Raw genomic sequence first — 23,458 nt, forward strand, 5'->3', positions numbered from 1 at the left:
TGCGCCACCGCTTCACGGGAACCTTCGCCAGCGTCATAAGCCACAAGTATCCGCTCCCGCAAATCCAACGAAATCGTCTTCACCTCTTCCTCTTACCTTCCACCCTCAGAAAAGGCTACAGTTTTATTTAAAACGCTCTAACGGAAACAAACTCGCTCCACCTCCTCTCCCCACCATTGACCGCCTCCCTCCATTTGCTTCACACTCCTTCGTATGAACTCCCCGTCCTCCGGCATCTCCCGCCGCACCTTCGCCAAGACCACGCTTGCTGCCGCCACCTCCGCCCTCATCGCCGCGCCAGCCTTCGTCCGCGGACAGAATCTCAACAGCAAACTGAACATCGCCATCATCGGCGCGGGTGGACGCGGTCGCGCCAGCATCGCGGGCTGTGCGGGTGAAAACATCGTAGCCTTGTGCGATGTGAACGAGGTGAACTTGGACTCCGCTGCTAAGCAATATCCCAACGCCCGCAAGATCGATGACTTCCGCAAGCTCTTCGATCACGCCAAAGAATTCGATGCCGTGACCGTCGCGACGTGTGAGCACACGCACGCTCTCGCCACGATGATGACATTGAAGGCTGGCAAACATGTCTATTGCGAGAAACCGCTCACGCACAACATCTGGGAAGCACGCTTGGTCCGCGAAACCGCTGCCAAAGCAGGCGTGGCCACGCAGATGGGCAATCAGATGCATTCCTCACCGAATATGCGTCGCGTGGTAGAGCTGATCCATGCGGGCGCCATCGGGCCGGTTACAGAATCGCATACGTGGGTCTCGCGCGCGTGGGGTTTGCAGAGCAAAGAGGCGTCCGAGAAAAATCAGGATCGCGTGTATGTGACCGATCGTCCACGTGAGACGATGGATCTGCCGAAAGGATTGAACTGGGAACTCTGGCTCGGCCCTGCCCAAGATCGCCCTTATCACGAAGTCTATTTCCCGGGGCCGAAGTGGTATCGCTGGTGGGATTTCGGCAATGGCACCATGAGCGATCTCGGCTCGCACTGGAACGACTTCGCCTTCTGGGCGCTGAAACTCCAAGCCCCTCTCACTGTCGAAGCATTCCACCCGGAGACCGCGCATCCCGAGATCGCTCCCGCCTCGCTCACCGTGGCCTATGAATACGGTGCCCGTGGTGGTATGCCACCTGTGAAATGCATGTGGTATCAAGGCGAGGACAAGCCCGCGATCTGGAAGGAGAACAAGATTCCGCAATGGCAGAACGGCGTGCTGTTCATCGGCAGCAAGGGCATGCTGCTGGCGGATTACAGCAAACATGTGCTGTTGCCTGAAAAGGATTTCGAAGGCTTCCAACGTCCGCCGCAAGTGTTCCCCAGTCCCGCCACCCATCACGCCGAGTGGCTCGATGCCTGCAAAGGTGGCCCGAAAGCATTGTCGAATTTCGATTACGCGGGTTGGCTCACCGAGGCGAACCATCTCGGCAATGTCGCCTATCGCGTCGGTCGCAAACTCCACTGGGACGCCGCCGCCATGCGCGACTGGTCCGTGCCCGAAGCCGACAAATTCATCACCCGCGAATACCGCAAAGGCTGGCGCTTGGTTTAACGGTAAGCGCTGGTAAATGTTCGGTGGAGCGCGGCTTTTAAGCCGCCTAAGCATCCTCCAACCCGGGTGCATGAAAACGTTTGTGACTATAGAGATAAGAAACTGTTTTCTATTTCTCAAAAGTATCCATTGCCATGTGATAACTTTCACATTTAGGCGGCTTGAAAGCCGCACTCCACCAGCGTCACCCCATTGACCAAACTCTTCACTCCCGGCACTCTCCGTTCCAACATCCACCGAGCAAACCCATGAGCGAAGTATCCGATCCTTTTCGCGAAGCCCGTCAGAAGGACGGCGTTTTGAAATGCCCCTTCCAAGGCGAGAACCTGCCCATGATCCTGCGCCATGCCGATGTCCGCAGCGCCGCGAAAGACTGGAAGACCTTCAGCTCAGATGCCCCCTTCCGCGTGCCGATCCCATCCGAGGAAGCCGTTCGCAAAGTACGTCAGCTCCCGCTGGAAGTGAACCCGCCGGAACACTCCGATTACCGCGCCATCGCCGAACCATTCTTCCAACGTCCTAAAGACCCCGCCTTCATCGCCCGTGTGGAAGCGATGATGAGCGAGTTGCTCACGCAAGCGCTGCAGAAAGATTCCTTCGAAGTCATCAAAGACTTCGCGCTCCCGCTCCAATCTCGCGCACTCACCTATCTCTTGAACGTGCCCGAATCCGAAGCGGATAAATGGATCGGCTGGGGCGTCCACGTATTCCGCGTGGCCGGTGGTGGCTTGACCAATGAAACCGGTTTGGACAAATACCTGCGCGAACAATTCGAACGCGCCACCGCGAATCCCGGCGACGATTTCTTCAGCGCCTTGACCAAAGCCACCTTCCAAGGCCGCCCGCTCACGCGCGAAGAAATGCTCGGCTTCGCAAACATCGCCTTCGCCGGTGGTCGCGATACCATCATCCACACCATCTCCTGTGCTCTTGGTTATCTTGCCGCCCATCCCGAAGCCCTCGCATACCTGCGCGCCGATCCCAGCCGCGTGACCCACGCGAGCGAGGAGTTCTTCCGTGTCTACATGCCCCTCACACACATCGGCCGCGTTTGCCCTGAGGAAACGAATGTGAAAGGCGTCACCGTGCCTCCGAATGGCCGCGTCGCTCTTTGTTGGGCTTCGGCAAACTTCGATGAAGCCGCCTTTGATAAACCGCATGAGATCCGCTTGGATCGTAAGCCCAACCCACACCTGACCTTCGGCTTCGGTGAACACCTCTGCCTCGGCGCACCGCACGCCCGCTTGATCCTGCGCACACTCCTTCGTCTCTGCGCGCAAAAACTGGACCGCATCACCATCCTCTGCGCCAAAGAACGCGTAGAACACGAACCCGCCTACGACCGCACACTCGGCTACGACTCACTAACCGTAAAATTAACACCGAGAGCAGATGTGTGAAGTTTGAGGCACATGCGAGCCCAGCGTGTTCTTCTCCCTCTCCTCTCAATGAGGAGAGGGCCGGGGTGAGGAGTGAGTCGTATCACGAAACTTTCGAACCATCTTTGGTTCAATAATGCATCATCACCTTCACGCCCGCTTCAAAATCTCCTTCACCACGCGGCACGGCTTGTTATCAGTGATCTTCTGCTCCTGCCCATTGCTGTGGAAGATCATCTTCTGATGATCCAATCCGAAAAGATGGAGCAGGGTGGCGTGATAATCCTGCGGGCTGACCTTATCCACGACCGCCTTGTGCCCAAACTCATCCGTGGCTCCGTAAACAGTACCACCTTTGATGCCACCGCCCGCCAGCCACGTAGAGAATCCTTGGCCGTTGTGATCGCGCCCCGCCTTATCTGCCGCACCGTGATTCTCAGTCACCGGCAGACGCCCGATCTCACCACCCCAATGCACAATGGTCGTGTCGAGCAACCCACGCGCCTTCAAATCCTTCACCAGCGCCACCGATGGCTGGTCCGTCTTCTGGCAGCACGAGACGAGATTCTTCTGGATGCTCTCGTGATTATCCCAGATCTGTCCCGCGATGAAGAGCTGCACAAAACGCACGCCACGTTCGATCAATCGCCGTGCCAGCAAACACCGCGTGCCATACTCCCGCGTCACAGGGTTATCCAGGCCATAAAGCTTTTTGGTTGCCGCACTTTCGCCTGAAAAATCGAGTGCTTCCTTAGCCGCTGTCTGCATCCGCGCCGCCAGTTCATAACTCGCGATACGTGCTTCCAGATCCGCTTCACCCGGATGCTTCTTCAGATGCAACCGGTTGAGGTTCTCGAGGAATGCCAGATTCTGATCCTGCAACGAACCCTTCAACTCCGCTGGTGGATCTAAATTCAAGATGCGCGGCTCCGTCGGACGCACCACCGTGCCTTGATAGATCGGTGGCATCCAGCCATTGGACCAGTTGCGCACGCCATCCACCGGCAAGCCACCCGGATCAGTCAGCACCAGATACGCAGGCAAATCTTGGCTCACCGAGCCCAAACCATACGTGAGCCACGAACCCAACGCCGGCCGCCCCGGCTGCGCACGACCCGTATTCATCGACCAGATGGAAGGCTCGTGCCCATTGATGTCCGTGTGCATGGACCGGATCACGCACGCATCATCCACGATCTCCGAAAAATGCGGCAGCAACTCCGAAACCTCCGTGCCGCTTTGCCCGCATTTCTTGAACTGCCACGGACTGCCCAGCAATTTCTTGCTCGCGCGATTCACGAAGCTGAACGTCACCTCACCCGAATAATCTTCACCGCTGCGCTTCGTCAGTTCCGGCTTCGGATCGAGCAAGTCCATGTGACTTGGCCCTCCATGCATGAACAGCGAGATCATCGCCTTCGCCTGCGGCGGAAAATCTGGCTGACGCGGTTTCAGGTCGAAGCTCGCACGATTGCCGATGACCTTTTCCGGCGCGCCGAGCAGACGTTCCTGCTGCATCATCCACGCCAGCGCGACCCCACCGATGCCCATGGCGTTCCGGGCCAGAAAACGACGGCGGCTGTATTGCTCAAATGGGTTCATGACTTTAGTCGATATACAGGAATTCATTCGCGCTCAGCAACGCCTGGCAAAGACTCGTTAAAGCGCGCCGCTCTGCCTGTGCCGGTTGAAATGGTCCGGCGAAATCCGCCTGCGCTGACCACTCCCGTGCCGCTTTATTTGGATTCAAAAGTTCAATCGTAGGCGCCCAGTTGAACGAATCGGAATTTTCATCCCGCTGACAATCCACACCAAAGTCCAAGACGTCGCCGCGTTTCACCTCGATGCGCGCCACCGTTGTCTCCGTATGACGGTTATGCGCGATCCATTCACCTTGCGGCCCCAGGCGACTGTGCAAGACCCACGCCCGCACACCATCGCCTGCTGCTGAACTATGTCCCAAACCGCCGCTGACCATGATAGTTCCATCCACTGGCGAAACCCACCGCCGCACCGGCGAGAACACAGCCGTCCCCGGATGACCGCCACCTGAGTTCAGAAACGCCCAGCCGATCTTTTCATCCGGCAATTTCTTCCCGCCTTGCCACGCATTTCCAGTCCATTGCGTGAAAGGTGTGAAATTCTTTAACACGCGGTTCGTCGCATCATAAGCACCATACCCATACTGCCACGGATGATCCTCCACATTGCGCCGCTCCACTTCCGCCGCCTGGCCCGTGAGCAAGCCGCTCGCCATCTGCTTCTCCTCCGCCGAGGGACTGCGCCCAAATGCGATCCGCCACGCTTGCTCGATCTGCTTCACCGGATCATTCCCCGCTTCCCGCTTAAGCCGATCGACGAACAAACCCGCCTGCTTGAGAATGAAGTCGCTGTTCATCAGCATCAGCGATTGCGGTGCCACCGTGGAAGAATTACGCCGCTCGCAGTTTACCACCATCACTGGCGCATCGAACACATTCAGCATCGCCAACGGGCGGCTCCGTCGCACCTGGATATACACACTGCGCCGATATTCCTCATCGCCGATGGCGATATCCTTGCCCGGCGTATTCGATTCCGCCTTGCTATCGATACCTACCACGATTTGCCCCACCGCATCTTCTTTCACCGGCACCGGTGCGCCGAACATCTTGGGGTTCAAGACACCGCTCGCAGCCAGCACGCTGTCTCGCAATGCTTCCGCATCCAATCGCATCACCGGCTTGCGCCAATACAGCCGGTTATCCGGATCGATCACCGCCTTCTTCGCATCACGCGCTGAAGATTGCCGATACGCCGTGGAAGTCATGATCGTCCGGTGCAACCACTTCACGCTCCAATTCTGTTTGCGGAACTCCGCCGCCAGCCAATCAAGCAGTTCCGGATGCGATGGCTTCTCGCCTGTGAACCCAAAGTCCGCCGGTGTGTTCACCAGTCCGCGACCGAAGTGATGCAGCCAGACACGATTCACGAATACGCGCGCAACGAGTGGGTGCTGATCACTGGTCAGCCATTGCGCATAAGCGAGCCTTCGGCCTGTCGTCGGTAACGCCGCATTCTTCTCGGGAATTTCCGTGTAGCCAGTTGCAGGACGAAGGATGCCCAGCTCCCCGGGCTTGATCGCCTGCTTCGGCTGCGCGTGTTCTCCGCGATGGAACAGATACGTCACCGGAATCTTTCCCGGCACTTCCGTCATCGGCTGGATGAAATCCTCCACCGGCTTCTTCGCGCGAATCGCTGCGATCTTCGGCTCGTACGCTTTGATCTCATCCGCCGCCTTCTGGTTGTATTGATAGAGTACACCCGGCGAGATATTCACGCTGGGATTGCTCTTGAGCAGTTGCTTCTGCTCCTCCGTGCGCTTGGCCGCAGGCGTATCGATTGCGGCACGCAACTCTTTCCGTTTCTCTTCCGGGAATTTCTCCAACTCTTTTACCAACGCCTCTTCGATATAAGTCTTCTGCTTCGCATCGCGCTCCGTCACAAGTGCCTGCGCCTCTTTCTCCACCTCCGCCGCCTTTGCCTTGTCTTCAGCAGTGTAGAGAGACACGAGACGCTGGTTCGGATTGCGCCACTGCTTCCAATCGTAACCCGGCTCGAAGATTGCCCGCATCCGGTAGTAATCCTCCTGCGTCACCGGATCATAGCGATGATCGTGGCATTGCGCGCATCCCACTGAGAGACCGAGTACAGACGTAGACACAATTTTGATCGTATCCGTGATCACCTGATTCCGTGCCAAGTCCTGATCAATGCCACCTGTCGCCGTGCCGTCCGCACCCATGCGTAGAAAACCAGTAGCGATGAGCTTGTCCAATTTGTCCGGCGCGAAATTCGGATAAGGCGTCCCGGCCAGTTCATCACCTGCCAGTTGCTCCATCAGGAATTGACTGAACGGCTTGTCCTCGTTGAAAGAACGGATGACATAGTCACGATACTTGTAAGCATACGGCCGCACCGTATCCACATCCGTGTAACCATCGGAATCCGCATACCCCGCGATATCCAGCCAGTGCCGTCCCCAACGCTCCCCGTAATGCTTCGATTCAAGCAAGCTCTCGATTAACTTTTCATAAGCATCCGGTGCCGTATCATTCACGAACTTCTCCACCTCTTCCGGCGATGGCGGCAAACCAGTGAGATCCAGATAAGCGCGACGTATCAGCGAAAGCTTGCTGGCATCCGGCGAGAAACTCAGCTTTCGCTCCTTTTGTGCAGCTACCAGAAACGCATCTACCGGCGTCCGAGCACGATCACGCGTTTTGGTTTCAGGTACCGGTGCCTGTTGAATCGGTTTGAAGGACCAGTGTGCACGTTCCCGGTCGGTGATTTCCATCGTGCCAACGGGCAGGGAAGCAGGCTCCTCACGCTCCACCTTGGCACCACTCGCGATCCATTGCTCGATGATCGCGATCTCGGCCGGGGTGAGCTTTTTATCCCGCGGCGGCATCTCACCCGCACGGATCAACTCCACCAGATGACTTTTCGCCGGTTGATTGAGGACGATACCCGGACCCGATTCACCACCTTGCAGTAATGTGCGACGCAAACGCAGATCGATACCACCCTTCAGTTTCTCCCCCTCACCATGACACTCGAAACATTGAGCCTTCAGAATAGGCCGCACGTCCTTCTCAAATGTCAGCGCGCCCTTTGCCGGCTTCTGCGCAGTCGCCGCAGACACATCTGGCACCGCCAAAGCCCATAAAAAGGCGCTGGCAGCCGAGACGCTCAATGCGCGACGCAACAAGACAGGGGACATGGCTGGTAATTTAGCCTTACGTTGCGAGCGTTGGAAAGCGTCAATCATGCTGATTTCGGTCAATTTGGACGAACGCAGTTTCTGCTCTATTCGCCTTCATTGCCGCTTTCCTTTTTCTCTGAATGACGGCACAAAGATTGAAATCCTGTCGCATGAAAAAACTGTTTCTCGCATTGGCGCTATTCTCCTTGGCCTTCCACACTGAGGCTGCGGATAAGAAAATCATCTTCATCGCGGGTAAGATCAGCCACGGTCCGCTCGCTCATGAACATCGCGCTGGCTCCTTGCTCCTGCAAAAATGCCTGGCAAACACGCCCGGCATCACCACCGTGGTTTACAGCAATGGCTGGCCTTCAAAAGTGGAAGGGGACAGGACCGTAGACGACCACTCCGCACTCGAAGGCGCCTCGGGCATCGTGATTTACAGCGATGGCGGTGGTGGTCATCCCGTGATGCCCGGCGACCGCCTGCAAGTCCTCGGCAAACTCATGGATAAGGGCGCGGGGCTAGCCTGCATTCATTACGCCGTGGAACCTACATTGCAGAAAGGTCAAAAGGAATTCCTCGAATGGATCGGTGGCGCGTTCGAGGTCAACTGGTCCGTGAACCCGCACTGGGATGGCGATTTCAAAACCTTTCCAAAGCATTCGATTGCCAACGGTGTGAACCCCTTCAAAACGAATGACGAATGGTATTTTCACATGCGCTTCACGGAAGGCATGAAAGGCGTCACGCCCATCCTCTCCGCCATCCCGCCGGAAAGCACTATGAGCCGTCCCGATGGTCATCACAGCGGTAATCCAGACGTGCGTAAAGCCGTGGCAAACAAAGAACCGCAACACGTCGCTTGGGCTTATGAACGTCCGAATGGTGGACGCGGCTTCGGCTTCACCGGCGGCCACAACCACCTCGGCTGGAAAAACGATGACCAACGCAAGCTCGTGTTGAATGCGATCCTGTGGGTATCCAAAGTGAGCGTGCCGAAAGACGGCGTGGAATCCAAAGTGACAGATGAAGAGCTGATGCAAAACCTCGATCCGAAAACGCCGAAGAAACCTGCTGCGGCACCAGTTGAGAAGAAGTAATTTTTACGCTACAAAACAAAAAGCCCGTTGCTCTCACAAGCAACGGGCTTTTTCGTGGATACTTAAAAACTTACTTCGCCGCCGGAGCCGCCGGTTTCACTAAACCGATCGCACCTTGGCTGATACGCGCACCGGCATTGCCTACCGGCTGGCCGCCATCATCTTCCTTCGCGTGGATGATCACCGCACGCCCCACGATTGGATTCTTCAGACCCGCGATAGAGATGTTGTCCACTTCGAGTTCCAGCGTGGCATTGCCCTTGGCATCCGCCTGCAAGTTACCCAAGTCACCCGCGTGACGTTGTGCTGCGTGCGGATGCGCATGAGGATGACCTTCCGGATTGTAGTGACCGCCCGTTGCCATGCCGTCCTTGGAGCTCACATCCCCCGCTTCATGGATGTGGATGGCGTGCTTTTGATTCGGGTTCAATCCTTCGATCGTCGCCACGATCTTCACCTTGTTGCCCGTCTGGGTAAATTTCACGGTGCCCTTGGCCTTGTTGCCATCGGTCGGATTCATCGTCGCCACCGCTTGCGTGATATTCGCGAAGGCATTGGCATGAGCCGCAGCAGCGCCATGGCCATGATCATCCGTGGTGGAGCAGCCAGTCACAAACGCAGCCAAGGGCAGCGCCAAAAGAGAAACAGCAATTTTCGGAACTTTCATAATTCAGGTATGCGTAAATGGATAACACGCTTTTTGCACGAAGCAAACCCTTTGCCCGAAACAAAATGCGAGTGCGTGCAAACTGCTTCTATTTCTTCTCGCCCATCTTTTTTTCCCACTTCTTCTGCTTCATGCCCGCTTCACGCAGGAAGGGGGCAAGGGAGGCCATGTTCAAGATGCCTTCCAGCATTTTGTTCCACGGCGATTTCAGCGGGCGCGCGAAGTCCACGAAGAGCACCACGCGATAACCATCCGTGTCATTCCACACCTCGTGGTTATACGTGTCGTCAAAGATCAGCGTCTTGCCCTCCGTCCAGTTATAGATGTCATTGCCGATGCGGATACGCACCTGCTCGCGCGGTTCCGGCACTAGCAGGGCGAGGTGCAGGCGCAACACACCATTAAACGCACCACGATGTGCCGGGATATGTTTCTTCGGTGATAGGATGGAGAAGAACGCCGTCTTCACGCCGGGAATCTTCTGCAGCACCTTCATCGTCTCCGGACAACGCTTCGCGTTCTCCGAGCAATCCATGCCGATGCCCATGAGGAAAAACGTCTTCCACTGGTCATCTGTTTGGATGAGCGAGACTTCCTTGAGAATGTCTTGAAAACTCGGCATCTGGTCGCGGAACTTCATCACCTGATCGAGTTCGGCGCGCACCAGTTTCCAATCCGCTTCCACCTCCGCCGCCCACGGGAACGTCTTGCTGTCATAGACATGCAGATCGGGATGGACGGACACACCGGCGACCCGCCGTTCCAACCAGTCAAACACCTTGCGCCCCACCTTGCTGGTCCAATTCTTCGGTGGGTTAAGCCGGATGGTGCGGTCATGAAAATTCATCGCCGTTTTGGCGACAGGTGTGCTGGCAGTCAAAGTCTGGTCCATAGTAGTCGTTCTGTCCCTGTCCAACCCTTTCTTGGGGTGCAAAAGAATACACACCGCACTTGGGCTGCTTTGGCAATCCCAAAGTCATCCGATTGTAACACAGGTTTTCGGTCTTGCCGAAGATTTTTGCTTTTTGCCGACGGATAGGCAGATCAATCAGACCTTGTAAACGGCCCGCGCATTGCCGCCCATGACAGCGGTGAGAGCTTTTTGGCCCTTGGTAATAAAATAATCGTGGACGATTTGTTGCACGGTTGCCAACGAGGCAAACCTCTCGCTCACTGGCCAATTGCTTCCATAGATCAACTTGTCGCTGCCAAACGCCTGCCACATCGCATCAAGTTGCGGCTTGTAAAAGGCGGCATCCGCGGGTGCTTTGCCATCCTTCATGCCGGTGCCTTCCACCAAACCGGAAATCTTTGCATGGATATGCTTCACCTTGCCGCAAGCTTCCATGTTCTTCTGCCATGTCGCATCCACAGTCTTGCCATCGATACGGATGTTCGAGAGGTGATTGATGACGATGCGCAGCGTAGGCAGCTTGCGCGCGATCTCAGCGATCGCTGGCAACGTATCAGGCGGACCATTCACATCCATTTCCAGATCGGCATCCGCCAGTCGTTTCAGATCGGCGATGAAAGCGTCGTTTTGTAGGTTCTCAGCCAAGACGCGTCCGTTCACACGGATGCCGCGAAACTTTTTATCCGCAACAAAACGTTTCAGGTTCTTTGCGAAATCGGGATCAGTGGGTTTCAGATTGCCTGAAAGACCGATGATGAATTTGTCGTCCTTGGCTAAATCCAAAATGAACTGGTTGTCCTCGGCCCAGGCGCTGGCTTCTACCACGACTGTGGCCGTGACAGGCTGCGCGACTTTCTGTGCGCGGTAATCCGCTGGCATCACTTTGCGATATAGCAAGGCATCGTTCTTCGGCGGCCATGGAACGCCTTGCGGGCGTGTGGGGTCATAGAAATGCGTATGGGTATCGATGATCTCCAGCGGCTTATCCGCAGCGAACAGTGGGGAAGCTGTGTTCAGTGCGACAGCGGCAACGGCTGTGCTGGCCAGAAACTCGCGACGATTCATCTGCATGGCATCTAGTGAATAGGGTTTGCTGCGAAGTGTTGTGCCAGTTCACTGGACCGACGGCAACGCCCAATCTATCTGCCTGAATGCGCTGGAGCTAATTTTCTCCGCGAGCCTTTTTCATCATCATAGCGCACGCGCGAGCGATACCACTTCATGAGCGAGGTGACAGAGATGCCATGTACGACGACGGAGGTGGCGATACACCACAACGTCACTGAAAGCAGATTGCTGGCGATCTCTGCCGGGACTTCTTTGCGAATGATGAAGAACAGATAAAACAGCGAACCGATGCCGCGTATGCCGAACCAGGAAAGCATGAGCCGTTGTTCTCTTTCTACACGACAGCCCAATAAGCCCAACCAAACAGACAGCGGACGCACAACGAGCAGCAGAAAGGGAACGAAGAGCAGATGATTCAGATCAAGGAATGCTGGTGCGAGCATCAGACCTACGATGAGTACAAGGGCGACTTCGAGTATGCGCTCGATCTGTTCATTGAATCCCAACACGGCCTCAGCGAGGTAAGCGGCACTTTTCTTTGGATGAGTGGCGATTTCTTCCTTCTTCCCCAGCGCAGCGATAGCGACGACATCTGGCGGCTCATCACCTGTGTGCTTGCGCTCTACGTGACGCAGGGCCAAGCCAGCCGCGAACACAGCAAGGAATCCATACGTATGCGCTAACAACGCCAATCCATAGGAAAGCCCGATCAAGCCCAACGTGAGAAATTCATCCAACCCAAAACTCTCGCGATGCTTTTGGCGGAAATACAGAACAAGCTGGCCAACGCCTGCTCCTAAAATTGCTCCAATGCCCAGCCCCCCGATCACCGACCAAAGCACATCGACGGCTATCCACTTCCAGCCGCCATCGCCGAGTTCATGCAGGCCGAGCAATCCAAGACCAAGCATGACAAAGGGAAACGCAGTGCCGTCATTCAAGCTTGCTTCGCCCGTCAGGCTGAAGCGAAGGCGGTCACGATCGGCGGCGCTCTCCAATTGAACTTCCGAGGCGAGCACAGGATCAGTCGGAGCCAGGATGGCACCGAGCAAGACGGCAGCGCCCAAAGGCAAACCCAACCACCACACGCCCGCCATGGTGACCATGCCTACAGTCAGCACCATGGAGAGGAAGGCGAGGCGGAGAGGGACGCTCCATTCTTTGAAGCGCAATGGCACGCGCAGCTTCAATCCCGCAGTGAAGAGAGAAACAAGGACACCAAACTCGGCCACGCGCTCCAGCCAGCCAACGTCCTCAAAAGGATCGACCTTCGCCACGCCAGCCACCATCGGGCCAAGTAAGATACCCACACCCAGATAGAGCATGGTGGTGGTGAGCGGCAGACGCTTCACCACGGAACTGACCAGAGCGATCGCCACCAGCAGTGCACCCATCACCAGATACCATAGCTCGAATTTCATGCCGCCGGGTCCGGTATGGAACCCGCCATGCTAGGGTAATCCCGGTTTGCTACAGGAGCCAATGGAGTAGAATACTACGCGCCCGTCTGTTTCCGCATGATGAGCAGTTCAGGGCAAGCGCTCCAGCCGAGGTGTTTCCAGAAACTTTGCCCGGCAACATTGTTCGCATAGACGAAGATGCTGCAACGTTTGATGCCCTGTGCCTTTAATGCTTTCAGACAAGTTTCCACCAATTGGCGCCCCAGTCCTTGACCCCGGTAATCTTTCGCCACGGCCAGATGATGCAGGTAACCGCGCCGTCCATCCGTGCCTCCCAGCATCGCACCGATGATATTTCCTGATTCATCGAGGACAACAAAACTCAGACCGTCATTCCGGACAAGAAAGCGTGAAATATTCTCCCGTGAATCCATCTCATTCAACCCCACGCCCTCGGTGCTCTGCCAGAGAGCCAGCACGGCGTCGAAGTCGTCCATGGTCATGACGCGGATGGTGGGTTTCATAAGGGCGGTTATAATTTCAGGCGCGCTTTCCACTAGTGAACATTTCTGTTTCCCAGTAGTCCAATAGTTCGCCAAAACGAAAAAGAGATTAAAGATTTATGAACGCGATGCACGAAATCGATTATCGGATTTACGGAGATGACATGCAGTTTGTGGAGGTGGAGCTGGACCCGCAGGAAGCCGTGGTGGCTGAAGCGGGCGGCATGATGTACATGGAGGACGGCATCGCCATGGAAACCATCTTCGGTGATGGCTCGCAGCAGAATAAAGGGTTCCTGGGCTCCTTGCTGGGCGCAGGCAAGCGTCTGCTCACGGGCGAATCGCTCTTCATGACGGTTTTCCAGAATCAAGGGCAGGGGAAGAAGAAGATGGCCTTCGGTGCGCCTTATCCCGGCAAGATCATGCCGGTGAAGCTGAGCGAAGTGGGTGGTGAACTCATCAGCCAGAAGGATTCCTTTCTCTGTGCGGCGAAGGGCGTGAGCGTGGGCATCGCTTTCAACAAGAAGATCGGCACCGGCCTGTTCGGTGGTGAAGGCTTCATCATGCAGCGCTTGCAGGGTGATGGCTGGGCCTTCATCCATGCGGGTGGCACGCTCTATCAACGTGATCTGAAGCCGGGCGAAACCTTGCGCGTGGACACCGGTTGTGTCGTGGCCTTCCAGCCGACGGTAGATTTCGACATCCAGTTCGTTGGCGGCGTGAAAACGGCGTTCTTCGGCGGGGAAGGGCTGTTCTTTGCCACACTGCAGGGGCCAGGCCGTGTGTGGTTGCAATCGTTGCCGTTCAGCCGCTTGGCGGACCGCATCATCGCCTCGGCACCGCGTGCGGGTGGACGTGGCGTGGGCGAGGGGTCCGTGCTCGGTGGTCTGGGTGGGTTGCTGGATGGGGATAACTAGGTCAATTCAGGAAAGCAAAACGGCCGGTGCGTTTTTCAGCGCACAGGCCGTCTGCTTTTTTAAAAAGCGATGATTGTTACTTCCCTTTCAACTGCGCCGCCTGCCAGCCTTTCTTCCATTGTTCGGTGAGTTCGCCGACGAGTTTGGCGTTCTTCGGTTCGTTGGCGATGTTCACGGTGGCGAGCGGGTCAGTCTGGAGGTCGTAAAGTTCCACGGCATCGAGCTTGGAGTGGTCCTGGCGGCCTACCCAGCGGGTGAAGCGGTAACGGTCCGTGCGCATGGAGTAACCCATGAGCTGCTGGCCGGATACCGCGCGCGGATACTGGCTGAAGGCGGCGGGTTTCCATTTTTGGTTCGGGTCTTTGATGAGCGGGGCGAAGCTGGTGCCTTCGAGATGTTTGGGCAAGGGCAGGCCACACAGCTCGGCGAGCGAGGGATAGATGTCCACGAATTCCACGAGTGCCTTGGTCCTCTGGCCGGCGGATTTCTGGCCGGGGACGGAGATGAGGAGCGGGGCGTTCGTGTCCAGTTCCACGTTGGAGTGTTTGCACCAGGCATCGTATTCGCCCAGTTTCCAGCCGTGATCACCCCAGAGGACGATGATGGTGTCATCACGCAGGCCAAGGCGTTCGAGTTCTGCAATGACTTTGCCCACCTGGGCGTCCATGTAACTGATGGAAGCGTAGTATCCGTGCTTCAACTGGCGGGCGAGGTCATCGGGCACGTGGCCGTTCGGGATGCCGTCGTAAGCGCGCATCTCGCCGCCGGGTTGCACGGCGTAGTCGGGTGCGCCCTTGGGCCTGGTGGTCACCTTGGCCAGCTCGATCTGCTTGGGGTCATACAGGTCCCAATACTTCTTGGGGGCGACGAAGGGGAGGTGCGGACGGATGAAGCCGACGCCGAGCCAGAAGGGTTCTTTCTTGTCCTTCAATTCGCGCAAAGCGGCCACGGCCATGTCGGCGAGCGCGCCATCGTGGAAGGTGTTGTCCGGGACATCGGCGGCTTCAAAGGCCGGACCGCGCGCGGAGCGGCTGGCGGCTTTGCCTTTCTTGCCCGCCTTTTTGGCCTCGGCGGCTTTACGCGCGACCATGTCTATGTTTTCCTGCAAGCCGTAACCTTTGGCTTTTGGGTTCGTCCAGGGTGTGGACCATGAAGGGGCGTCATCGAAGCCCCCGTGGTAGAGCTTGCCCATGCCTTGCACGAAGTAGCCGTTGTTCTTGAAGTGTTGCGGCAGGGTGATGGTATCGGGGATGGCTTTGCGGAAATGGGTCTCGAGGTCCCAGACCTTGGTGGTGTCCGGGCGCGTGCCAGTGAGGAGGCTGGAGCGGGACGGTGAGCAAACGGCTTGCTGGCAGTAGGCGCGTTGGAAGGTAATTCCCTTGGCGGCGAGGGCATCGAGGTTCGGGCTCTTCACGATCTTGCTGTCATACGCGCCGAACTCCGGGCGCAGATCATCGACGGCGAAGAAGAGGACATTGTATTTTTTGGCTTCAGCCCCATGCGTCTGGAGGGAAAAGCTGAAGGCGCAAACGACGGCGATGCCGAGTGCCAGGAGGGATTTCATGCCGGGAGAGTAGCGGAATGGCCGGGCAAGGGGAAGAGTACAGTATGAGGGAGGAGCAAGGAGCGATTTGTGATGTGAACGAGCGGGCCTGGTCCTATTTTCCGAACTCATTGATTATTTGAGGGTTAGTTCCGGTGGGGGAATGGCTGGTTTTTCTTTAAAATTTTCCTGCGCTGGACGTCACGCGTGGGGGTGTTACACTGTTTCCTGATATGTCGACGCAAGCTCCAGCAGCTCCCGCGAAAATAAACCTGCGACGCCCCGATGTGATGGAGGCCGTTCAAGCGCAGGTCATCACGCATTACCGTAGTGAATTGGTGGACCGCATCCGCGCCAATGGCGGCGTGCTGTCCGCTCCCGGCAAGCTGACCATCAAGCTGGCGAAGGAGTTCGGCTTTTGTTACGGCGTGGAGCGCGCGATCGATCTGGCCTATGCGGCGCGCAAGGTTTTCCCGGAGCCGAAGAACATCTATTTGCTGGGCGAGATCATCCATAACCCGGAGGTGAACGACCAGATCCGGAACATGGGCATCAAGTCCATCTCGCCGCATCCGACGGATGAGGATCTGGCCTTACTCTCAGCGGAAGATGTGGTGATCATCCCGGCGTTCGGCACGGAAGTGGTGACACGGAACAAGATCATCGCGAAGGGCTGCCAGATCGTGGACACGACCTGCGGTGACGTGATGAGCGTGTGGAAGCGCGTGCGGCAGTATTCGAAGGAAGCCGTGACGAGCATCATCCATGGCAAGGCGAAGCACGAGGAGACGAAGGCGACGACCTCCCAGGCGACGGCTTACGGCACGGGGCATTACCTAGTGGTGTTCACGCTGGAGGAGACGGATTACGTCTGCAACTACATCCTCAATGGCGGCAGCAAGGAAGAGTTTCTGGAGAAGTTCAAGGGCGCGTATTCACCGGGGTTCAATCCGGAAGAGCATTTGAAGACGGTGGGTGTGGCGAACCAGACGACGATGCTCCGTGGTGAGACGGAAGAGGTGCAGCGTCGCATCCGCGCGGCCATCGAGAAGAAGTATGGCACGAACAATCTCGGCCAGCATTTCCGGTTCTTCGATACCATTTGTGGTGCTACGCAGGATCGCCAAGATGCGTTGCAGCGCATGTTGAAGGAGCAGATGAATTTGCTCATCGTGGTGGGCGGTTACAATTCCTCGAACACGTCGCATCTGGCAGAGATGGGTGAGAAGGTGTTGCCGACGTATTTCATCAAGAATGCGGCGAAGATGGAATCGACTGCGCTCATCAGCCATTGGGACCAGCACATCAACAAGGAAGTGGAGACGAAGAACTGGCTGCCGGATGGCGAGATCACGGTGGGCATCACGGCCGGTGCTTCGTGCCCGAACAACTTGATCGAGGACACGATCCGCCGTCTGTGCGAGTTCAAGGGGGTGTCCGTGCAGCAGTTGTTGGCGCCTTAGGATTCGTTCTGAATTGTCATGAGTATGACTTCAGCAGTTTTCTCCCTCGCCCCTCGCAGGGGAGAGGGCCGGAGTGAGGGGTGCCTGCTTGGTGATGCATTTACTCTCTCGAAGCTGGCACCCCTCATCCTCAATCCTTCTCCCCTCCGAGGGGAGAAGGAGGATTGCGCTTCGGCGGTTTGTGAGCGATGGGTTTTTCAACCGCAGAATAGCATTTAGGGGATATTATGGCTTGCAGCCTTCAGGATCTGGAAAAGCGCGAGAAACTGGTGCTGGCACCTTACGCGCAATTCTCTGCTGACAGCCGCGGGCGCAAGTATAAGGAATCTCCGCCGGAGTATCGCACACAGTATCAGCGGGATCGCGATCGTGTGATCCATTCGCGCGCGTTTCGTCGTCTCGAATACAAGACGCAGGTTTTTCTGAATGGGCAGGGGGATCATTATCGTACGCGGCTGACGCATACGATGGAAGTGGCGGCGATCAGCCGGAACATCGCGCGGGCGTTGCGCATCAATGAAGACCTCGCGGAGACCATCGCGCTGGCGCATGACCTGGGGCATTCACCGTTCGGGCATAAGGGTGAGGATGCGCTGAACCGCTTGATGAAAGATCACGGCGGGTTTGAGCATAATCGGCACAGTTTGCGCATCGTGGAGGAGCTGGAGCAGAAGTATCCGGGTTTTCCAGGGCTGAATCTTTCGTGGGAGGTGCGGGAGGGATTGGTGAAGCACTACACGAGCTACGATCATCCGAGCAAACGCAAGGGGTTCGACGCGAAGTCGTCCTCACTGGAGGCGCAGGTGGCGAATCTGGCGGATGAGATCACGTATTACAGCCATGACCTGGATGACGGGCTGGAGGCGTGTCTGCTGGATGACAAGAAGCTGAAGAAGGAAGTGCGCATCTGGGCGCAAGCCGCGAAGGAAGTGCACAAGCTTTACGGCGATCTGGATGATGAACGGCAGCGCTATTTCACAATCCGTTGCATCATCGATGGGCAGGTGCGGGATGTGGTGACGACGACGGAGAAACTGATCGCGGAAGCGGGTGTGAAGTCAGCGGATGAGGTGCGATTGCAGGAGCACGCGCTGGTGAGTTACAGCGACAAGCGACGGGCGCTGAACATCGAGTTGCGCGAGTATCTTTACGAGAATCTTTATTACAATCCGGTGGTGCATGGACCGAACCTGCGGGCGGTGAAGATGTTGGAGGACATGTTCCATCATTACTTGAAGAACCACGACCAGATCGGTGCGCAGGCGCGCAAGCGGGCACGGAAATTGGGGTGGCACCGGACGGTGTGTGACTACCTGGCGGGGATGACGGATAGGTATGTGCAGATCGAGCACGCGCGGGTGTTTGGATCGCAGGGGGTGTTTGGGGCGATCAAAGGGTGAGTGTGGAAAAAGGGAAATGGCCGCAAAAAAGCGCAAAAGGCGCAAAAAGGGGAGTTTTCAGCCGAATGGGGTCAAACGAATGAAAGAAGGTTTTTGAACAGGGAACAGAGGAAAGCGTCCAGTGTCCGATTATCTCACAGCAGGTAAGATGAACGTCTCGGCGAAAATCCAGATGGAGAGCAGCGAGAGCAGGGCGCAGGTCTGGCTGAACGGATGTCCGGTCTTCACTCCGCTGGTGGCCAGCAGCAGGCCGATACCCAACCAACCGACGAAGTAGAGCAGGAAAATCAGTAGAATAGGGATTTCAAGGAAGTTCACTTTCAGCCGTGCAAGCAAAGTAAGGACGCCGAAGATGCTGTAAAGCCATATGAGGGAGATGAGTCCGTGCCAGGGCTGGTATCTTTTAAGGTGGTTCATGGTTGGCGGATCAGTCACAGATCAACGACTTAGGTTAGCGGATGATGCGTGCGATAGTCGGTGAGGGCAAGTTGCAGCGCTGTGGAAAGATCATCAGTGTCCTGACGCCGTGCATAGTTCGTGCGATGATGAGTGATCAGAACGGTGCATCTCTTGCTCGTGCGTTCACCATCCCATTTGATTATGACCACGGCGCCTTCGGCTGAGATTGCTTCGATAGAGGGAATATGTAGGTCAATCATGGTGTTTGTTTATCTGCGATTCACTCAATGCTTGGGAAAATTGGAGAATGAGCCGCCCCTACAGGGCTTGCTCTTTGAGGGGCAATTACCTGGGGCTGCGCCCGCTGGGGGCGGGCTTACCCCAGGCTGTAATCGGGCGGGCCTTTGGCCCTGAAAATGGATGACAATGGTGTTTTCCAGGTGGCTGCGTTAGATTCAGGTGGTTCTTTCGTTGCTATACCAGTAAACCTGTTTATGACCTTTTGATTCAAAGTCTGCGACTAGTGCTCTAGCCCGGTCTTCGGTGAGGTTGGCTTCGATCAAATATTTGACGCCGGAGTCGTCTTGTCGCCAGACGGCCCAACTTGGAAAGTCATGGCCGCAGACCACTGCCCACCAGCCGAATTCATCGTGGCCCCAACGCACGCCCATTCGGGAAGCGATAGTTCGCAATAATTCCATCTCGGATGCTTCTGGGCCGGCATCAAGCAGTTCGGCGGTAACCAGCTCACCGTGACTGTTCTTGATGGTGATGGGCAAGATTCCCACCGGGCAACTTGGTCCGCCGGGTTCTCCTTTTCGGTGATAGGTCTTTGCGGGGTTCATGGGAGAGGTTGTTAATCGTTACGGTTTAAAAATAGAAGCCAATGTGTTTTGAGTTTCTATCGTCCCTGACGGGACTTGGGCGGTGTTCTTGTTTTTCCCAGCGATGAATCGCTGGGCTATTTTCTTTTGCCCTACGGGCTGGGAGCGAGGGGCTAGTCATAGGGTTGGCGTCCTTCGATGTGGACTTTGTAGTTCTGGGTGGAAGGGGTGGCGCGGAGGTGGAGTATCCACGGGTGTTTTGGGTTGAGAGCTGAATCTGCTTTTACGGAGGTGCCGTTGGTGGAGAGGATGGTTTGCGGGGTGGTGCCGAGAGCGGTGGCGAATTGGTGGAGTTGTGACTCGGTCTGGATAAGTTCGGCAGTGAAGTGATCGCCTTGGATGGCATCGGCGGGTTGAGTGAAGGAGGTCAGGCTTTGGTATTCTGGGATGCCGGTGGAGAGGTCGGTGAACCGGGAGCGGAAGCGGGATTCGGGAGTGGTGGAGCGGAGCAGAGTGAAGGCGATGAAGACGAGCAGTAGCAGCGGAAGGGCGATGAGTGCGGTTTTTTTCACTCGGGTCATGGTTTTGGAAAAAGTCTGCGAATGGGGTGCCTCTACAGGGCTTGGTGTTGAATGTAGGTTTGATGTGTGCGGAAGGATTTCCATGTCACTGCTGCTGATTGGCGAAGGCGCTTAGGTTTAGTTTGGGACGACGTGGAAGTCATCCTTACCATACTGTGTGCGATTATGTTGTATCATAAGGTTCTGCTTTGAAGTGTTTGCTCAGGCAGGGTGATTGTGCTGCGAGGTGTTATCAGGCTGAGGATCAAGGCGTGCTTTACGGTTGAGAAAATTGTCCCGGATAAAGGAGGCGGCAAAGATGCAGGCGAAGGCAATACCAACGGCGAGCAGGCTGCCTACTCGCTTCTCGGGCGGTATGAAGGCGGGTGCCAAAAGAATGCCGATGCCAACGCCGCCCAGCATGCCTGTGTAATATTCTGGAGTCCAAACCAGCTTTCCAATTTCTCGCGAAGCTTTGGGCTGAGAGAAATACGCCAGCACCAAGGCTAAGATTACGGCGATAATGGGAATGAGCAGGCTCCATTCGATATTTTTCATAGGCAGCTCAGATATGGGCGGTAGTTTGGCCGGTGGCTTCGAGGCGGATGAGGCCGTAGCAGAGCCATTGGCGGACGTGGAAGTTGATGCGGGTGGTGCCGTGATAGGTGCGTGGTCCGCAGAGTTGCCAAGGAAAGGCGATGCCTTCGCGTTGGGTGATGAGCTTGCCGGTATCAGCCTCAACGATCTTTTTTGTTTCCCAGCGGAAGAAGGCGCCGAGGATGAGCAGGGTGAGCGTGAGGGCGATGACTTTGCTGCGACGGGAAAGGCGTTTCATGGATGGGTGAATTTTCTCTGGGTGGAAAATAAGGGGTGTGCTTGCTCTTGTGGAAATGAGTGTATTGGAAGGATATGGCAGGTTCAAGCAGGTTGCACCTACAGGCTTATTTTGGAAAACAGAAATAGGCCTTATGGAGTAAACCGGGCTTATTTGTTTACTTAGTAAATTTTTGATGGTGTCGGTGATTTGGTTTTTGGGTGAAAACGGGGAAATCTTCGATTGGATTTTCCTTTCATTGAATGGGTTGGGAGAAATGTCGCTGTGGGATAACAGATTTCGGTGGTTTGAGTGCTGCGTGTGATAGATAGTGGGATGGCTGACAACTCGTTGTCGGTAAAGGAAGGGCCGAAGGCCAAGTTTCTGGTTCCTAGTTTCGAGTTTCGGGTTAGGGACACGGAAGGCTGAAATCCCCGCTGAGTGATTCGTTGGGATCGTTTGGCAATTCCTTATGGGGTCATCATCAGATGATGGGTGCGGGTGAGAACCTTCGGGTGAGCCTTGACGAAAAGAGTTTGGGCTCGAGAGGACTCTCGCCCTACCGGTCTCTGGCAGGATCTGTGGGTGTATCGGGCGTGTGGATTGGGGCTCGTAAGCTGGAGGGGGAAAGGGACGCCGGTCGAGAATGGGGCCGGGGAATCCTGAGGGTCGAAGTTCGACTTCCAAGTTGAAGTTTGATCCATCGTACTCACTGCGGAACCAGCCGGGTTTCAGACGCATGCTTAATTTGAACTCTCAATCGTAGAGGGGGAGAAATCGATAGCTCACAGGGGTCGGGTGGTTTCATTGCTCTTTGACATAGTTCCTAGCCATCCGAAGGATGGAGTTGGAAAGTTTTCAGTGTTCAGTTTTCAGTCTGAATGAAAACGGGGCGCGGAAGCTATTTGCCTCTCCTTTTCTTTGGATATCGTGGGCGTTTTGGCCGTCAGAATCCTGATTTTAAAGAATCGAGGACGACGACGAGGACGAAGGACGAGCACGATTATTGGCGTTGGAGTGGCTGGCGAGGGTTGGGTTTGGGAGGTTGAGGCCGGAGGCTAGAGTGCCGTAGCACAGGATGCCTTGATCGGGTTGCCGGGCGGAGCAAACCAAGCAGAAAGCTACTTCGGGGAATGTATGAATTATGAAGTATGAGTTATGAAGAGGGCGTTTAGCGGAAGCGCTTGGGTTTCCATGTTTGTGCTATTGGCGGGTCTGAGCCTCAAGTTTGGTTAGCGTGGTCTTACGACCACGGCTAGGAGGAAGGATGTTCGGCCTCCCAATCACGCCGGGGTAAAACGCGCCGCGTTACCTTGGAGAGTTAGCGCCGACTAATGTCGGCGGCTATAGGGTGGGGGCGTTTCGGCGTTGCAAGTTGGAGCGGGGTGCGGTTGGCTGGGGGTGGATATCCAATGGGTTATGGCATTCATCTTTGAGACAGCGTTTGTAGGGTTGGGTGGCGCTCTGTTCTTCATCTTTTGGCTGGTGATGATGGTGGATGCCGTTGAGCGGAAGGAGTGGATGTGGGTGGTGTTTCTTTTCCTTTTTCCGCCGATCAATACGGTCCTCTACTTCTTCATGGTGTATCGGGATGGGAACAGCAGCTTGAGCAAGGGCTTTGAGTTTCCGGGGGCTTACAATCGGAAGCATATCAAGGAACTGCAGGCGAAGATCCATCATCTGGATAACGCATCGCATCACTCGCAACTGGGTGACATCTATTTCCAGCAAGGCAAACTGGACAAGGCCGAGGCGTGTTACAAGGCGGCGATGGAGCGGGATGCGACGGATGTGGATACGCGGGCGCATTATGGGCAGTGTTTGTTGCGATTGAAACGTCCTGCAGAGGCGTTGCCGCTGTTAGAGGGGGTTTGTCGAGAGGTGCCGAAGCATGACTTCTCGCATACGCGGATGGCGCTGGCGGAGACGTATGTGGGGCTTGGTCGAGTGACGGAGGCGGTAAGGGAGTTCGAGCAGGTGTTGCAGCAGAATGGCTACGCACGGGCGAAGGTGCAGCTCGCGGAGCTCTACATCCAAACGAACCGGGCGACGGATGCGCGGAATCTGCTGCGCGAGGCGCTGGATGAGGATGTGCATGCGCCGAGTTTCCAAAGGAAGCGTGACAAGGTGTGGATGCGGCAGGCGAAGAAACTGCTGGCGAAGGTTTGAATCTTCCACGAATCGCGGGCACATTG

General features: G+C 56.1%; 21 protein-coding genes. 7 read left to right on the forward strand and 14 right to left on the reverse strand.

All coding sequences use genetic code 11. From position 1 onward, the window contains the following. Nucleotides 1-213 precede the first annotated feature (213 nt). Together VGH19_08255 and VGH19_08260 are read left to right on the forward strand one after the other, a co-directional pair. Nucleotides 214-1,566, forward strand: coding sequence for a Gfo/Idh/MocA family oxidoreductase (locus VGH19_08255; GenBank protein ID HEY1171343.1), 1,353 nt, complete (start codon nt 214-216; stop codon nt 1,564-1,566). Between the two features lie 248 nt (nt 1,567-1,814). After that, nucleotides 1,815-2,966: a cytochrome P450 gene (locus VGH19_08260; GenBank protein ID HEY1171344.1), complete on the forward strand. Its 1,152-nt coding sequence runs from the start codon at nt 1,815-1,817 to the stop codon at nt 2,964-2,966. Nucleotides 2,967-3,095: 129 nt separating this feature from the next. On the opposite strand, the gene VGH19_08265 is transcribed toward VGH19_08260, so the two are convergent. Both VGH19_08265 and VGH19_08270 read right to left on the reverse strand, forming a co-directional pair. Continuing rightward, entirely contained in the window at nt 3,096-4,547 is a 1,452-nt protein-coding gene (locus VGH19_08265) for a DUF1501 domain-containing protein (GenBank protein HEY1171345.1), read from the reverse strand. 4 nt (nt 4,548-4,551) lie between these two features. Beyond that, nucleotides 4,552-7,707: a PSD1 and planctomycete cytochrome C domain-containing protein gene (locus tag VGH19_08270; GenBank protein HEY1171346.1), complete on the reverse strand. Its 3,156-nt coding sequence runs from the start codon at nt 7,705-7,707 to the stop codon at nt 4,552-4,554. Between the two features lie 152 nt (nt 7,708-7,859). Between VGH19_08270 and VGH19_08275 the strand changes: the two genes are divergently transcribed. After that, on the forward strand, nt 7,860-8,792 hold the full coding sequence (locus VGH19_08275) for a ThuA domain-containing protein (GenBank protein HEY1171347.1): 933 nt from the start codon (nt 7,860-7,862) through the stop codon (nt 8,790-8,792). 70 nt (nt 8,793-8,862) lie between these two features. On the opposite strand, the gene VGH19_08280 is transcribed toward VGH19_08275, so the two are convergent. From VGH19_08280 to VGH19_08300, 5 genes are all read right to left on the reverse strand, one after another. After that, nucleotides 8,863-9,459, reverse strand: coding sequence for a superoxide dismutase family protein (locus tag VGH19_08280; GenBank protein ID HEY1171348.1), 597 nt, complete (start codon nt 9,457-9,459; stop codon nt 8,863-8,865). Nucleotides 9,460-9,547: 88 nt separating this feature from the next. After that, nucleotides 9,548-10,351, reverse strand: a complete 804-nt coding sequence (locus tag VGH19_08285; GenBank protein HEY1171349.1) for an aspartyl/asparaginyl beta-hydroxylase domain-containing protein — start codon at nt 10,349-10,351, stop codon at nt 9,548-9,550. A 156-nt stretch (nt 10,352-10,507) separates the two neighbouring features. Next, a complete protein-coding gene (locus tag VGH19_08290; GenBank protein HEY1171350.1) occupies nt 10,508-11,443 on the reverse strand; it encodes an amidohydrolase family protein in 936 nt (311 codons plus the stop codon). Between the two features lie 68 nt (nt 11,444-11,511). Beyond that, nucleotides 11,512-12,861, reverse strand: a complete 1,350-nt coding sequence (locus VGH19_08295) for a cation:proton antiporter (GenBank protein ID HEY1171351.1) — start codon at nt 12,859-12,861, stop codon at nt 11,512-11,514. 74 nt (nt 12,862-12,935) lie between these two features. Further along, on the reverse strand, nt 12,936-13,364 hold the full coding sequence (locus VGH19_08300; GenBank protein HEY1171352.1) for a GNAT family N-acetyltransferase: 429 nt from the start codon (nt 13,362-13,364) through the stop codon (nt 12,936-12,938). A gap of 98 nt (nt 13,365-13,462) precedes the next feature. On the opposite strand from VGH19_08300, the gene VGH19_08305 reads away from it, so the two are divergent. After that, on the forward strand, nt 13,463-14,260 hold the full coding sequence (locus VGH19_08305) for a TIGR00266 family protein (GenBank protein ID HEY1171353.1): 798 nt from the start codon (nt 13,463-13,465) through the stop codon (nt 14,258-14,260). Nucleotides 14,261-14,336: 76 nt separating this feature from the next. Here VGH19_08305 and VGH19_08310 read toward each other — a convergent pair whose 3' ends face one another. Further along, nucleotides 14,337-15,824: a sulfatase gene (locus VGH19_08310; GenBank protein HEY1171354.1), complete on the reverse strand. Its 1,488-nt coding sequence runs from the start codon at nt 15,822-15,824 to the stop codon at nt 14,337-14,339. A gap of 212 nt (nt 15,825-16,036) precedes the next feature. On the opposite strand from VGH19_08310, the gene VGH19_08315 reads away from it, so the two are divergent. Both VGH19_08315 and VGH19_08320 read left to right on the forward strand, forming a co-directional pair. Next, nucleotides 16,037-17,266, forward strand: a complete 1,230-nt coding sequence (locus tag VGH19_08315; protein HEY1171355.1) for a 4-hydroxy-3-methylbut-2-enyl diphosphate reductase — start codon at nt 16,037-16,039, stop codon at nt 17,264-17,266. Between the two features lie 227 nt (nt 17,267-17,493). Beyond that, entirely contained in the window at nt 17,494-18,666 is a 1,173-nt protein-coding gene (locus VGH19_08320) for a deoxyguanosinetriphosphate triphosphohydrolase (protein ID HEY1171356.1), read from the forward strand. Nucleotides 18,667-18,795: 129 nt separating this feature from the next. On the opposite strand, the gene VGH19_08325 is transcribed toward VGH19_08320, so the two are convergent. The 6 genes from VGH19_08325 to VGH19_08350 form a co-directional block, all read right to left on the reverse strand. Then, nucleotides 18,796-19,083 carry a hypothetical protein gene (locus VGH19_08325; GenBank protein ID HEY1171357.1) on the reverse strand — a complete coding sequence of 96 codons (288 nt, stop codon included), beginning with the start codon at nt 19,081-19,083 and terminating at the stop codon, nt 18,796-18,798. A gap of 29 nt (nt 19,084-19,112) precedes the next feature. Beyond that, nucleotides 19,113-19,325 (reverse strand): hypothetical protein, encoded by a 213-nt coding sequence (locus tag VGH19_08330; protein HEY1171358.1) that lies wholly within the window; start codon nt 19,323-19,325, stop codon nt 19,113-19,115. Nucleotides 19,326-19,520: 195 nt separating this feature from the next. Next, nucleotides 19,521-19,910: a hypothetical protein gene (locus VGH19_08335; GenBank protein HEY1171359.1), complete on the reverse strand. Its 390-nt coding sequence runs from the start codon at nt 19,908-19,910 to the stop codon at nt 19,521-19,523. A 152-nt stretch (nt 19,911-20,062) separates the two neighbouring features. Next, entirely contained in the window at nt 20,063-20,470 is a 408-nt protein-coding gene (locus VGH19_08340; protein ID HEY1171360.1) for a hypothetical protein, read from the reverse strand. A gap of 201 nt (nt 20,471-20,671) precedes the next feature. Beyond that, complete coding sequence (locus VGH19_08345; GenBank protein HEY1171361.1) at nt 20,672-21,007, reverse strand: hypothetical protein; 336 nt, start codon at nt 21,005-21,007, stop codon at nt 20,672-20,674. 7 nt (nt 21,008-21,014) lie between these two features. Continuing rightward, entirely contained in the window at nt 21,015-21,284 is a 270-nt protein-coding gene (locus VGH19_08350; GenBank protein ID HEY1171362.1) for a hypothetical protein, read from the reverse strand. Between the two features lie 1,398 nt (nt 21,285-22,682). Between VGH19_08350 and VGH19_08355 the strand changes: the two genes are divergently transcribed. Further along, nucleotides 22,683-23,432 (forward strand): tetratricopeptide repeat protein, encoded by a 750-nt coding sequence (locus VGH19_08355; protein HEY1171363.1) that lies wholly within the window; start codon nt 22,683-22,685, stop codon nt 23,430-23,432. Nucleotides 23,433-23,458 lie beyond the last annotated feature (26 nt).

The sequence above is a fragment of the Verrucomicrobiia bacterium genome, from assembly GCA_036405135.1.
GTDB lineage: Bacteria > Verrucomicrobiota > Verrucomicrobiia > Limisphaerales > JAEYXS01 > JAEYXS01.